Below are 14449 nucleotides of genomic sequence, written 5' to 3' on the forward strand. Positions count from 1 at the left end.
TGTCTAATTGTTTTAAACATCAAACTTCATGCTAAATAAAAGCATCAAATTTTTAATAGAAAATAAACTCGTAGCAGTTTTATTACTCGTCCTCTTTGTAGGTTGGGGAACTGTAAATGCACCTTTTAATTGGGATACCGGATTTCTACCAAGTAATCCAGTAGCAGTAGATGCTATTCCTGATATAGGTGAAAACCAACAAATTGTTTTCACCAAATGGGATGGTCGTTCACCACAAGATATCGAAGATCAGATTACGTATCCGCTAACCACTTCGCTATTGGGAATTCCTGGAGTAAAAACCATTCGTAGTTCTTCTATGTTTGGCTTCTCTAGTATCTACATCATTTTTGAGGAAGATATAGAATTTTACTGGAGTCGAAGCCGAATTTTAGAAAAGTTAAACTCGCTACCTAGTAACTTATTACCAAACGATGTAAATCCTGCTTTAGGACCTGATGCCACAGGTTTAGGTCAAATATATTGGTACACACTTGAAGGTAGAGATGAAAATGGAAACGTAACTGGTGGTTGGGATTTACATGAATTAAGAAGTATTCAAGATTACTATGTGAAATACGGATTGTCTTCTGCAAGTGGTGTCGCTGAAGTAGCTTCTATTGGTGGTTATGTTCAAGAATACCAAGTAGATGTTAATCCAGAATTAATGCGCCAATACAATATTAGTTTAAATCAAGTTGTAAAAGCGGTTAAAAGTAGTAATCAGGATATTGGTGCGCAGACATTAGAAATCAATCAAGCCGAATATTTAGTGAGAGGTTTAGGCTACGTAAAATCTGTTGAAGATATTGAAAATGCTGTGGTGACTTCAGAAGATTTTACTTCAATTAAAATTAAAGATATTGGTAAGGTTACCTTAGGTCCTGCTGCACGAAGAGGCCTATTGGATAAGGAAGGTGCCGAAGTTGTTGGTGGTGTTGTAGTTGCAAGATATGGCGCAAACCCTATGGAAGTCATTACCAATGTCAAAGCAAAAATTAACGAGCTTAAAGGCGGTTTGCCATCTAAAGTTTTAGCAGATGGACGCACCTCTCAATTAACTGTGGTTCCTTTTTACGATCGTACAGAACTGATTGTAGAAACCTTAGATACGCTTAACGAAGCATTGACATTAGAGATATTAATTACCATTTTGGTGATTATAATTATGGTTTTTAATTTAAGAGCTTCCATTTTAATTTCAGGATTATTACCAGTTGCAGTCTTAATGGTTTTTGTTGCCATGAAACTATTTGACGTAGATGCCAATATTGTTGCGCTTTCTGGTATTGCTATTGCTATTGGAACTATGGTCGATGTTGGCGTCATACTTGCCGAAAATATGATTCGACACCTCGATGATGATGCTTTAAGACTTCGCGAAGATGGTACAGCATACACTATAAATGAGGTTATTTATAACGCTACTGCAGAAGTTTCTGGAGCTATATTAACTGCAGTTTTAACTACCATTATCAGTTTTGTACCTGTATTTACGATGATTGGTGCCGAAGGAAAATTATTTAGACCCTTAGCCTTTACAAAAACGATGGCTTTATCAGCATCTTTGGTTATTGCCTTGTTTTTAATTCCACCATTTGCAGCGTATTTATTCAGAAAAACAACATTAAAAAATTCATTTAGATATTTTTTAAATGGCATTTTAATACTTGCGGGAATTGCAATTATTATTTACGGGTTTTGGTTAGGTTTACTCTTAGTGGCTTTCGGAATCACTGGTTTATTAGGTGTTTTAGGTAAAATAGATAAGAAGAAAATCAACCTCATAAATATTATTATTTCCTCGATTGCAATTGTTTTTCTACTTGCCGAATATTGGAGACCATTAGGTTTTAACCGCAGTATCATTGTCAATCTTATTTTTGTCGCTATTATTTGCTTCGGAATTTTAGGTGTGTTTTCTGTTTTCAGAAGGTATTATAGTCAGATTCTAAAGAGGGCTCTAGCCAATAAAGTATTGTTTTTAATAATTCCTGCGACCGTTCTTATATCTGGATTTTGGATTATGAAAAATACAGGAAAAGAGTTTATGCCTTCCTTAAATGAAGGGTCGTTTTTATTAATGCCAACGTCCTTGCCTCATTCTGGTGTTGAAGAGAACAAACGTGTGCTTCAGCAATTAGACATGGCGGTTGCTACTATTCCAGAAATTGAAACTGTAGTCGGAAAAGCTGGTAGAACAGATTCATCTTTAGATCCTGCGCCTTTATCTATGTATGAAAACATGATTCAATATAAATCGGAATATATGCGCAATTCCAAAGGAAAAAGACAGCGTTATAAAGTGAATGCTGATGGGTTGTTTGAATTGAAAGATAATGTCATTCCGACAGAGCGAGGCACGAGTGACGAGGAATCTCATCAAGAGATTTTTCACGCTGTTCAGAATGACAAAAAAACACGTTTTATTCCTTCTGGAACATCTATTAAAGCAAATCAACTTATCGAAGATAACAATGGTGAATATTACAGAAACTGGCGACCAGAAATTAACAGTCCAGATGATATTTGGAATGAAATTGTAAGAGTCACCAAATTACCAGGCGTGACGTCTGCGCCTAAATTACAACCTATAGAAACCCGACTGGTAATGTTACAAACTGGGATGCGTGCGCCAATGGGAATTAAAGTAAAAGGTCAAGATTTAAAACAAATTGAAGCTTTTGGATTACAATTAGAAAGTCTTTTAAAACAAGCGGAAGGCGTTAAAATAGAAGCTGTTTTTGCCGATAGAATTGTTGGAAAACCCTATTTGCTAATTGATATTGATAGAGAAAAAATAGCACGTTACGGTATTTCTATCGAAGATGTACAAAGTGTTCTAAAAGTGGCCATTGGTGGTATGTCATTAACCCAAACCGTTGAAGGACGAGAACGTTATGGCGTTAGAGTGCGTTATCCAAGAGAGCTTCGTGGTAATCCAGAGGATATAAAAGACATTTATATTCCTGTAGAAACGGGTAGTCCTGTTCCTTTAAGTGAATTGGCAACCATTAAATACGAGCAAGGTCCACAAGTCATAAAAAGTGAAGACACCTTTTTAGTTGGGTATGTCTTGTTTGATAAATTGGATGGTTTTGCAGAAGTTGATGTTGTAGAAAATGCACAAGCCTTGTTTCAACAAAAAATAGAATCTGGAGATCTAATTGTTCCAAAAGGTATCAGTTATAAATTTACAGGTACTTATGAGAATCAATTACGAGCAGAAAAAACATTGTCTGTTGTTGTTCCATTGGCATTAGCCATCATCTTTTTAATACTTTATTTTCAGTTTAAATCTGTAACCACATCGTTAATGGTATTTACCGGAATTACGGTTGCGTTTGCAGGTGGTTTTATAATGATTTGGTTATATGGTCAAGATTGGTTTTTCAATTTTAGTTTGTTTGGCGAGAATATGCGAGACCTCTTCAACATGAAAACCATCAATTTAAGTGTCGCTGTTTGGGTTGGTTTTATTGCACTATTTGGTATTGCTACAGATGATGGTGTGGTTATGGCAACCTACTTAACGCAAACTTTTGATCGCGAAAAACCTTCTGACAAAAAAAGTATTAGAGCTGCTGCTTTACATGCTGCAGAAAAACGTATTCGTCCGTGTTTAATGACTACAGTGACTACCATTTTAGCGTTGTTACCTGTTTTGACATCTACAGGAAAAGGTAGCGATATTATGATTCCTATGGCAATTCCAATATTTGGAGGAATGGTAATAGACATTACTTCCTACTTTATTGTCCCGGTTTTATATAGCTGGAGAGAAGAGTTTAAATTAAAAAGAGCAAACAAATGAATAGAATAATTTTAATACTGATAGGTCTTTTAACGGTTAGTTTTTCTAATGCTCAAGAATTAGAGAAACACATAGAAGAGGCTTTAAATAACAATCCTGAAATTCAAAAATTCGAGATGCAGTATAGCATTGCTGCCGAAAAAGTGAATGAAGTTAACACGCTTCCAAACACCGATTTTAGTGCTGGCTATTTTGTAAGTGAACCAGAAACACGCACAGGAGCACAACGTTTTAAAGTTTCAGCAAAGCAAATGTTGCCTTGGTTTGGGACTATTACTTCACGCGAAAATTATGTAAGCGCATTGGCTGATGCAAAATATGAAGACATTGTAATTGCTAAACGAAAGCTTGTTGCTTCGGTGTCGCAATCGTATTATAATCTTTACGCTAATAAAGCAAAACAAGAAGTTTTAAACGAGAATATTAAATTATTAGACACCTACGAAACATTAGCTTTAACCTCTGTTGAAGTTGGTAAAGCATCTGCAGTTGATGTATTGCGATTGCAAATGCGTCAGAATGAAATGCAACAATTATTAGACATCTTAAGTCAACAATTTTTAGCAGAGCAAACTAATTTTAATAAGCTACTAAATCGGGATAAAACTATTGCTGTAAATGTTGTAAATGCATTGCATATGCCTTCAGAAGATTTTGAAATAAATTTGGAAAATTTAGTATTACATCCAGAATTGTTGAAGTATGATAAACTGTTTGCTTCCGTAGAAAAATCAGAACTAGTAAATCAGAAAGAAAGCAATCCAATGATTGGTTTTGGTTTAGATTATATCGCCATTTCAGAAAGACCAAATATGAATTTTAATGATAACGGAAAGGATATAGTTATGCCAATGGTTTCGGTTTCCATTCCAATATTCAATAAAAAATACAAATCGCAAACCAAACAAAACGAATTACAACAACAGGAAATTGAATTCCAAAAGCAAGAACGATTTAATAGTTTAGAAACTTTGTTAGATAAAGCTATTAATGAAAGAATTTCAGCAAGAATAAGTTACAATACGCAAGCTAAAAATTTAAAACAAGCTAAAGATGCTGAAACTATTTTAATAAGAAGTTACGAAACAGGAACCATAGATTTTAATGATGTATTAGATATTCAAGAATTGCAATTGAAGTTTCAAATAAATGAAATAGAGTCGATTAGAAACTATTATGTGCAATCGACAATTATTAATTATTTAAGCAACTAGAAATGAAAAAACTAAAATATATAATAGTACTACTGTTAATTGCGATGCAATTTTCATTCGCACAATCCAAAGAAGGAAATGTAGATAATCTTCCCGTAAAAGAATATACACTAACCATAAATAAAAAAATGGTTAACAAAGTAGATAAAGAGGTTATGGGAATGACTATTAATGGAACTATTCCTGGTCCTGTATTAGAATTTACAGAAGGAGAATATGCTGTAATCTATGTTAAAAATAATATGGATGTGGAAACTTCTATTCATTGGCATGGGCTGTTATTACCTAACTTTTATGATGGAGTTCCTTATTTAACGACACCACCAATTGCTCCTGGTGAAACTTTTAAATATGAGTTTCCCTTAAAACAATCCGGAACCTATTGGTACCATTCGCATACAATGTTGCAAGAACAAAGTGGTGTTTATGGATCTTTCGTGATTAAACCTAAAGAAAAAACGTTGGATTACGACAAGGAATTGGTATTAATGTTATCCGATTGGACCAACGAAAAACCAATGAATGTTTTACGTAATTTAAAACGAGGGAACGAATGGTATAGTATGAAAAAAGGAACTGCCACACCATTAAATCAGGTAATCTCTAGAGGCGCATTTGGTGCGCAGTTAGATTTTTGGAGACAACGTATGGAAGGTGCAGACATTGCAGATGTCTACTATCCAGCATTTTTAATAAATGGAGAAGAAAGGATTGAATATCCAGATTTTAAGCCAGGAGAAAAAGTAAGGTTACGAATTATTGATGGTGCTGCATCATCTTCATTTTGGATGACTTTTGGAGGGGAAACACCAATCTTGATAGCTTCAGATGGACTCGTTGTAATTCCTGTAAAAAAGAACAAAACCTTTATAGGTGTTGCTGAAACCTATGATTTTATAGTAACCATTCCAGCCAAAGGAAAGTTAGAATTTAAAATTACAGCCCAAGATGGCTCTGGTACAGCTTCTGCGTTTTTAGGAAATGGCAACATACTTCCTGCTATGGAAGTTACAAGACCTGATAAAATTGGCATGATGCAAAAAATGGCAAAAATGAATATGAAAATGGGAGCACATGCCTTGAAATTTCAACCAAGAAAGGATGAACGCTATGACATGAAGGCGGAATATGGAATGCAAATGGATAATATGTCTGTAATGGATATGAGTAAACCAAAAGATTCTATGGGAATGGATAAAATGAAAGACATGAAAATGGATCACAGTAAAATGTCCATGGATAAGCGAGCAGATTCTAGTATGAATATGAAAGCTGATGATATGAAAATAGATGGTATGCAAGACATGGATATGTTTTCTGAGTATAATTATGATTATCTAAGATCTCCAAATAAAACAACGTATAGTAAAGACCTTCCTGTTAGAGATATACTTTTAAATCTAACGGGTAATATGAACCGTTACATATGGAGTATTAATGGTGTGCCATTATCGGAAGCAGATAAAATAAAAATTAAGTCTGGTGAAGTTACTAGGATGACTTTTAACAACTTAACGATGATGCATCATCCAATGCACCTTCACGGACATTTCTTTAGAGTGATTAATAAAAATGGAGAATACTCACCTTTAAAACATACAGTAAACGTGCCACCAATGCAGGAAGTTACCATTGAGTTTTATGGAGATGAGTATGGAGATTGGTTCTTTCATTGTCACATATTGTATCATATGATGAGTGGAATGACACGTATTGTAAGTTATGATACACCTCGAGATAAGCGCTTGGAAAAATTTCCTATAACTAAGTTGATTAAAGAAGATACGCATATGTATTCTTGGGGCATGTTAGATGCAGCATCACATATGACTGAGTTTAATTATGTGATTTCAAATATTCGTAACCAATTTAATGTAACAGCCGAATACGGTTGGAACGAAAACCTAGAGGCCGAGTTTACTTACGAACGCTATTTACACGATTATTTAAGAGTATTTGGAGGTGTAAATTTTGAAAATGAAATGGAAGATTCGTTAGACGATATTGAAACCACTGCTGTTGCGGGAATTCGTTATCTAACGCCTTATTTATTCCAACTTGACGTACGTATGGATAGTAAATTAAGACCACAAATAAGTTTCAGTAGAGAAATTATGATTTTCCCAAAAACAGCCATTTTTGGGAATTATGAATATCAAGCCGATTTTGGTTGGTTAGACGACCTACCTTCTGGAGACAATTTTAATAAAGAAGTCACTTGGAGTGTTGGAATAGAATATTTTTTATCCAAAAACTTTTCACTTATGGGAAGTCATGATAATCGTTTTGGAACTGGTGGAGGATTATCAGTTCGATTTTAAACAAATAATAATTATTAAATAAAAAAACAATGAAGAATTTAAAAGTAACAACAGGAATTTTAGCAATAGCAATAGCATTAGTAACACTAACAGTAATGTCTTGTAAAGATACTAAAAAAGAACATAGTAATGAGGATAGTCTTCATACTGAAATGAGTGCTGATGAAAATCATTCAGCAATGAATCATGACAATAGCAATGGGCATCATGATAATGAGAACAAAGAAATGACAATGAATGCTGATCAAGATGGCAACTCAGAACTCATACTTAAAGATTATTTTAATCTTAAAAATGCTTTGGTCGCAGATGATAATTCAAAAGCAAAAGAACTTGGAGGTAAATTAGCAAAAAGCCTTGTTAATTTAGATGTTTCTAAATACACAGACGCTCAAAAATCGGAACTAAACGAAATTATTGAAGATGCTGTGGAACACGCAGAGCATATTTCAGAAAGTCCAATGGCACATCAAAGAGAACATTTTAAAATTTTAAGCAAGGATGTAACGGATATGGTTACAATTACAGGAACAGCAAATACTTTATACGAACAGTTTTGCCCAATGTATGATAAAGGTAGTGCTTGGTTAAGTATGAGCGAAGAAGTACGTAACCCTTATTATGGAAGTAAAATGCTAAAATGTGGAAAAGTACAGAAAGAGATTAACTAAATGAAAACTGTTAAAAACATAGTGTTGGTTTTAATGGTTGCTTTTGTGGGAATACAATTTATTCCCACAAAACGTAACCAAAGTGATACCGTTCCAGTAACCGATTTTATGTTAGTTAACAAAGTTCCAAATAACATAAAAAGCATGTTACAAGTATCATGTTATGATTGCCATAGTAACAACACAAATTATCCTTGGTATAATAAAATGCAACCTATTGCTTGGTTTTTAGAAGGTCATATAAATGAAGGTAAGGCTGAACTTAATTTTAGTGAATGGGACTCTTTATCAAACCGAAGAAAATTAAGTAAGCTTCGGTCAATTATTAAACAAATTGAAAGTGACAAAATGCCTTTAGAGTTTTATATATCGATTCATAAAGATGCAGAATTTTCAGAAGAAGAAAAAATAACTATTATCCAATGGATGACACAATTAAGAGACAGTTTATAAATCATATAATATTATGAAACACAATTATCATATACATGGAATGACTTGCAACGGTTGTCGCGGTCACGTAGAAGAAACACTTTCAAAAGTAAAAGATGTTTCAAAAGCTACTGTTGATTTAGAAAAAGCAGAAGCAATAATCGAAATGGTATCACATATCCCCTTAGAAACCTTTCAGGAGGCTTTAAAAAATGATGGTGGTCGATACAGCATACATAATTTAGGAGACCATAATTATGCCAAGGAACATAGTACCACTTCCGCGGAAATAAAAAAAAGCAAAGGAACAGGAACATTTTACTGCCCAATGCATTGCGAAGGTGAAAAAACCTATGATAAAGCTGGTGATTGTCCTATATGCGGAATGGATTTAGTCGAAGAACAAAACCTATCAAATACCAAAGCAGATCAATGGACGTGCCCAATGCATCCTGAAGTTATTAAAGACGAACCTGGAGCGTGTCCCATTTGCGGAATGGATTTAGTGCCATTGGAAGCAGATGCTTCAGCAGAAGATAAAATCTATAATAAACTATTAAAAAAGTTTTGGATTGCAGTCGCTTTTACTGTGCCCATATTTTTAATAGCCATGTCAGAAATGTTAAACAATAATCCATTATATACCATTTTAGAGCAAAAAACATGGAATTGGATTCAGTTTGTATTATCTATTCCTGTTGTGTTTTATGCCACATGGATGTTTTTTACACGTGCTTGGACTTCAATAAAAACAAGAAATTTTAACATGTTTACGCTTATCGGAATAGGTTCTGGTATTGCTTGGTTATTTAGTGTATTCGCTATGTTATTTCCAGACGTATTTCCTATAGATTTTAAAACCGCAGATGGCAATGTTTTTGTGTATTTTGAAGCTGCAACAGTGATTCTAACCTTAGTATTATTAGGACAACTATTAGAAGCTAAAGCGCATAGTCAAACTAGTGGTGCAATAAAGGAATTGCTGAAATTAGTACCAGCAACCGCAACATTGGTAACAGAAGGCGAAGACAAAGTTATTGCAATTGATAAAATTGAACGAGGCAATTTATTACGTGTAAAACCTGGAGAAAAAATACCTGTAGATGGTAGTATTGTTGAAGGACAGAGTAGTATTGACGAATCTATGATTACCGGAGAACCTATTCCTGTAGATAAAGTGGTAGCCGATAAAGTAACCTCAGGAACGATAAATGGCACAAAGTCGTTTGTGATGAAAGCTGAAAAAGTAGGTTCAGAAACTTTGCTTTCTCAAATTATTCATATGGTTAATAATGCAAGTCGCTCTAAAGCACCAATTCAAAAACTTGCAGATAGAATTGCCAAATATTTTGTTCCTACCGTATTACTAGTTTCTATAATTACCTTTATTCTTTGGGCAGTCTTTGGGCCAGAACCAGCGTATGTATTTGCATTTGTAAATGCCATTGCTGTATTAATTATTGCTTGTCCTTGTGCATTAGGATTAGCAACACCAATGTCTGTTATGGTTGGTGTTGGTAGAGGTGCACAATCTGGTGTGTTGATTAAAAACGCAGAAGCTTTAGAGAAAATGAATAAAGTAGATGTGCTTATTGTAGATAAAACAGGAACGATTACAGAAGGAAAACCATCTGTTGAAAAAGTGATTGCTGTTACTAAAATTGAACAAGAGCTACTACTCGGCTACATTGCTTCTTTAAATCAATATAGCGAGCACCCTTTAGCAGAAGCTATAGTAAATTATGGCAAATTAAAAAAGGTGCCCATTACTAAAGTAAACGATTTTGAAGCAGTAGCAGGAAAAGGCGTTATTGGTGCCATTGATGCTAAAAAAGTGGCCTTAGGTAATGCTAAATTATTAGAGCAATTCTCTATTTCTATTTCAGAAAATTTAGCCAATGAAGTAATTGCAGAGCAAGAACAAGGAAAAACAGTGTCTTACATAACTGTAGAAAATGAAGCTGTAGGTTACGTGACCATTTTTGATGCCATTAAAAAAACAAGTCAAGAGGCTATAAAACAACTTCAGGACAATGGTATTGAGGTAATTATGCTTACTGGTGACAATAAAAACACAGCCAAAGCAGTCGCAGAACAATTAAAACTAAAACATTATAAAGCAGAATGTCTTCCAGAGGATAAACTAAACGAAATAAAAAAATTGCAGCAGCAAGGGAAAATAGTTGCTATGGCTGGAGATGGTATTAATGATGCACCAGCTTTAGCACAGTCGGAAGTTGGTATTGCAATGGGAACAGGAACCGATGTTGCTATTGAAAGTGCTACAATTACTTTAGTTAAAGGAGATTTACAAGGCATTCTAAAAGCTAAAAATTTAAGTCATGGTGTGGTTAAAAACATACAACAAAACTTGTTTTTTGCATTTGTTTATAATGTTATCGGTGTACCAATTGCAGCAGGAATATTATATCCATTTTTTGGGTTGTTATTATCTCCAATGATTGCAGCATTAGCAATGAGTTTTAGTTCAGTATCAGTAATAGCCAATGCGTTACGTTTAAGAAATATTAAAATTTAACTATTAAGTCAAATAATTATGGAAAATTCAAAACAACACACAAACAAAGGGAATTACAAAACATTTTTTTTAATGTTAGTATTATCATTTGTAGCCATGTATATCACAATGTACTTAAATACCTATGCTATTGATCATGTCTATTTTAGCTTAACACGTTTTTACATGGTATGCTTAGGAATTTCAACAATGGCGGTTATTATGCTATTATTTATGTTGAAAATGTATAAAAATAAAAAAAAGAACATCGCGATTTTAATTGGAAGCTTAACGCTTTTTATTGCCTCATTAAGTTTAGTTAGAGCTCAAGCACCAATAGTTGGAGATGTACTTTGGTTAAAAGGTATGATTCCTCATCACTCAATAGCCATTTTAACTAGTGAGCGTGCAGATATTCAAGATCCAGAAGTGAAAAAATTGGCTAATGATATTATTAAAGCACAACGAAAGGAAATAGAAGATATGAAAGCAATGATAAAACGTTTAGAAAATGAAAGATAATAAAGTAGTTATATACATTAGTTTACTAGCCATAGGTCTTTTATTGGGTTGGTTTATTTTTGGTGGATCATCAAATACAGAAACTGAACACAATCATAAAGAGGTTGCTGAGACTAACCAAATGTGGACATGCTCCATGCATCCTCAAATTATGCAACCAGAACCTGGCGATTGCCCAATATGTGGAATGGATTTAATTCCAGCAGAAAGCAGTGCCGAAGGTTTATTAGCAGATCAGTTTAAACTTACTGAAAATGCTATGGCTTTGGCTAACATACAAACATCCATTGTAGGCGATAACACTTCTAATATGGATACAGGTTTCGTTTTATCTGGAAAAATTACAGAAAATGAAAATGAAACAGCTACAATGCCAGCACATTTTAATGGAAGAATAGAAAAACTATACATAAAATCGTTAGGAGAACAAGTTAAAAACGGACAAGCTTTTGCAAAAATATATTCTCCAGAACTTATTGCTGCACAGCAAGAGTTAATTACTGCATATAAACTAAAAGCATCTCAGCCAAAATTATATAATGCGGTTAAAAATAAGTTTAAAAACTGGAGGATTCATGGCTCTCAATTAGATGAGGTGGAACAAACAGGACAAGTAAAAACAAGTTTTACTATATACTCTCATGTATCTGGTGTAGTTACAGAAATTGCTGTAAATGAAGGCTCTCATATCATGGATGGCAAGCCGATTTTTAAAGTTTCAAATTTAAAAACAGTTTGGGCAAACTTTGATGTCTATGAAAATCAAATCAGCCAATTTAAAAAAGGTCAAGACGTAATAGTGACTACTAATGCCTATGCTGATAAAGAGTTTAAAGCTAAAGTAGAATTTATAGATCCCATTTTAGATACTAAAACAAGAACCGTAAAATTAAGAGTTGTACTGAGTAATAAAGATGGTTTATTTAAACCAGGAATGTTTGTTGAAGGAAAAATAAAAGGAAGTCCTTCTTCGAGTAAAGAAGAAGTTTTATCTATACCAACAACTGCTGTTTTATGGACGGGAAAACGCTCTGTAGTCTATATTAAGTCGAATCCAAATGAACCTGTTTTTGAAATGCGTGAAATTACTTTAGGCAATCAAATTGGTGATAATTATCAAGTTTTAGAAGGTTTAAACAGTGGTGATGAAGTGGTAACCAACGGAACATTTACAGTAGATGCTGCTGCACAATTACAAGGCAAAAAATCTATGATGAATAGGGAAGGTGGTAAAGTTATGACTGGACATGAAGGACATCTTGGGATGGAAACAACTGCTTCAGTAAATAATGAAAAGCTTTCCAATAAAAATGAAAGAATAAAAGTCTCAAAAGATTTTCAGAATCAATTAAAAGTAGTCTTTAATGATTATATAAAATTGAAAGACGCTTTAGTTAAAGATGATCTAAACAACGTTATAGTAGAATCAAAACAAGTATTGACTGATTTATCTAAAATAGACATGAAACTATTAACAGATAAAGAAGCACATATGCATTGGATGTCCATTGAAAAAGAAATAAGAACAGTAGCTACTTCAATTTCAAATACATCTAAAATTGAAGAACAAAGGAGTTATTTTAAAAACCTTTCTTCTCATTTAACAAATGCAATTGAAGTATTTGGAATAAACGAAAAAGTGTATCATCAATTTTGTCCAATGGGAGATAACAACAAAGGCGCTTATTGGTTAAGTAAAAAAGAAAAAGTAATCAATCCATATTTTGGTGGTGCAATGCTAAGTTGTGGCGAAGTAAAACAAGTAATCGAATAATTAATAATTTAAATTTAATACAATGAATTTTTTAAAGAAAAATAACGAACAGAAAATGATTAAGATGAACAACGTGAGTAAAAAAGTAATTTTTAGTGCAGCTGTAATTATGGCTATTGGTTTAACAAGTTGTAAAAACGGAGCTAAACAAGAAAACGAAACAACAACCGAAGTATCTAAAGAAATGGCTAACGCAGATATTTCTTTTGGAGTAAGAGGAAATTGCGGTATGTGTAAAAACACAATTGAGAAAGCAGCAAATGCTGTTGATGGTGTTGATAAAGCAACTTGGGATGTAGATAAAAAGAAAATTGATGTATCTTTTAATGATACTAAAACAGATGCTATGGCTATTCATAATGCAGTTGCATCATCGGGTTATGATACCGAAAAAGTTTCTGGTGATTTAGAAGCTTATGATGGTTTACCAGGATGTTGTAAATATGATCATGAAATGGTAATGAATAAAGAATAAGAATGTATTATGCTGAAATTATATTACAAGTATAATTCACCTATTTTATCTTGTTTATATTTTTTCTGTATTTCGTTAAGAATCCAAAGATGGAAGGCTAAAATTTGTTTTTCAACTTTGGATGATTTTTGATGTAACCTTGTTACAGATTTTTTTAGCACAAGCATTTTTTTCATTATAAACTTAAACTGTAATTTTATTAGAGCTAATTTCTTTTTTTTAACTTTGCAACATGTTAAAACAAGTTTTACATAAACTATTTTCTATCGCAATGGCGCTTTTGCTTTTGCTGTCAACAGCCTCTTTTACTGTTGTGAAAAGTTTTTGTGGAGACGTTTTAATTGATACAGCTGTGTTTCAAAAAGCAGAAAGTTGCGGTATGGATATGGTAATACATACAGAAACAACAATAACAAAAGGATGTTGTAAAGAAGAGATTGAAGTTGTTAAAGGTCAAGAGGATTTAAACTTGAATACTCATAAGTCTATTGATTTTAATCAAAAACTTGTTCTAACCTCTTTTGTTTACACATACTTGTCTCTTTTTGAGAGTTTACCAAAACAAATTATTTCTCATAAAAATTATTCTCCTCCCAATTTGATTGCAGACATACAAGTTCTCGATCAAGTATTCCTTATTTGATATTATTTATTTCTAAGATTCATTAGCGACCAATTTTTGGTCTAAAGATTAATTTTTCATAAATA

The 14449-nt window shown here is 33.3% G+C and carries 10 protein-coding genes; all 10 read left to right on the top strand.

All coding sequences use genetic code 11. The annotated features are described in order from the left end of the window. Nucleotides 1-28: 28 nt before the first annotated feature. The gene (locus IM744_RS15200; RefSeq protein ID WP_194509006.1) at nucleotides 29-3814 is read left to right on the top strand and encodes an efflux RND transporter permease subunit; all 3786 of its coding nucleotides are present in this window, start codon (nucleotides 29-31) and stop codon (nucleotides 3812-3814) included. Beyond that, entirely contained in the window at nucleotides 3811-5028 is a 1218-nt protein-coding gene (locus IM744_RS15205; protein WP_194509007.1) for a TolC family protein, read from the top strand. Before IM744_RS15200 ends, IM744_RS15205 begins: the two co-directional genes overlap by 4 nt. Before the next feature lie 2 nt (nucleotides 5029-5030). Further along, nucleotides 5031-7349: a multicopper oxidase domain-containing protein gene (locus tag IM744_RS15210; protein ID WP_194509008.1), complete on the top strand. Its 2319-nt coding sequence runs from the start codon at nucleotides 5031-5033 to the stop codon at nucleotides 7347-7349. A 29-nt stretch (nucleotides 7350-7378) separates the two neighbouring features. Continuing rightward, nucleotides 7379-8020: a DUF3347 domain-containing protein gene (locus IM744_RS15215; RefSeq protein WP_194509009.1), complete on the top strand. Its 642-nt coding sequence runs from the start codon at nucleotides 7379-7381 to the stop codon at nucleotides 8018-8020. Further along, nucleotides 8021-8473 (top strand): heme-binding domain-containing protein, encoded by a 453-nt coding sequence (locus tag IM744_RS15220; RefSeq protein WP_194509010.1) that lies wholly within the window; start codon nucleotides 8021-8023, stop codon nucleotides 8471-8473. It abuts the gene before it with no gap. Between the two features lie 13 nt (nucleotides 8474-8486). Then, nucleotides 8487-10991 (top strand): heavy metal translocating P-type ATPase, encoded by a 2505-nt coding sequence (locus IM744_RS15225; RefSeq protein ID WP_194509011.1) that lies wholly within the window; start codon nucleotides 8487-8489, stop codon nucleotides 10989-10991. Nucleotides 10992-11009: 18 nt separating this feature from the next. Further along, nucleotides 11010-11492, top strand: a complete 483-nt coding sequence (locus tag IM744_RS15230) for a DUF305 domain-containing protein (protein WP_194509012.1) — start codon at nucleotides 11010-11012, stop codon at nucleotides 11490-11492. Further along, on the top strand, nucleotides 11482-13266 hold the full coding sequence (locus IM744_RS15235) for an efflux RND transporter periplasmic adaptor subunit (protein ID WP_194509013.1): 1785 nt from the start codon (nucleotides 11482-11484) through the stop codon (nucleotides 13264-13266). Before IM744_RS15230 ends, IM744_RS15235 begins: the two co-directional genes overlap by 11 nt. A gap of 22 nt (nucleotides 13267-13288) precedes the next feature. After that, complete coding sequence (locus IM744_RS15240) at nucleotides 13289-13741, top strand: heavy-metal-associated domain-containing protein (RefSeq protein ID WP_194509014.1); 453 nt, start codon at nucleotides 13289-13291, stop codon at nucleotides 13739-13741. A 232-nt stretch (nucleotides 13742-13973) separates the two neighbouring features. Further along, entirely contained in the window at nucleotides 13974-14384 is a 411-nt protein-coding gene (locus tag IM744_RS15245) for an HYC_CC_PP family protein (RefSeq protein WP_241738348.1), read from the top strand. Nucleotides 14385-14449 lie beyond the last annotated feature (65 nt).

The sequence above is a fragment of the Psychroserpens luteus genome (genome assembly GCF_015319355.1).
GTDB classification, from domain to species: Bacteria; Bacteroidota; Bacteroidia; order Flavobacteriales; family Flavobacteriaceae; genus Psychroserpens; species Psychroserpens luteus.

Excerpts from the sequence above, each read along its gene's own strand:
- IM744_RS15200 (WP_194509006.1), top strand. The coding sequence starts at position 29 with ATGCTAAATAAAAGCATCAAATTTTTAATAGAAAATAAACTCGTAGCA.
- IM744_RS15205 (WP_194509007.1), top strand. The coding sequence starts at position 3,811 with ATGAATAGAATAATTTTAATACTGATAGGTCTTTTAACGGTTAGTTTT.
- IM744_RS15210 (WP_194509008.1), top strand. The coding sequence starts at position 5,031 with ATGAAAAAACTAAAATATATAATAGTACTACTGTTAATTGCGATGCAA.
- IM744_RS15215 (WP_194509009.1), top strand. The coding sequence starts at position 7,379 with ATGAAGAATTTAAAAGTAACAACAGGAATTTTAGCAATAGCAATAGCA.
- IM744_RS15220 (WP_194509010.1), top strand. The coding sequence starts at position 8,021 with ATGAAAACTGTTAAAAACATAGTGTTGGTTTTAATGGTTGCTTTTGTG.
- IM744_RS15225 (WP_194509011.1), top strand. The coding sequence starts at position 8,487 with ATGAAACACAATTATCATATACATGGAATGACTTGCAACGGTTGTCGC.
- IM744_RS15230 (WP_194509012.1), top strand. The coding sequence starts at position 11,010 with ATGGAAAATTCAAAACAACACACAAACAAAGGGAATTACAAAACATTT.
- IM744_RS15235 (WP_194509013.1), top strand. The coding sequence starts at position 11,482 with ATGAAAGATAATAAAGTAGTTATATACATTAGTTTACTAGCCATAGGT.
- IM744_RS15240 (WP_194509014.1), top strand. The coding sequence starts at position 13,289 with ATGAATTTTTTAAAGAAAAATAACGAACAGAAAATGATTAAGATGAAC.
- IM744_RS15245 (WP_241738348.1), top strand. The coding sequence starts at position 13,974 with ATGTTAAAACAAGTTTTACATAAACTATTTTCTATCGCAATGGCGCTT.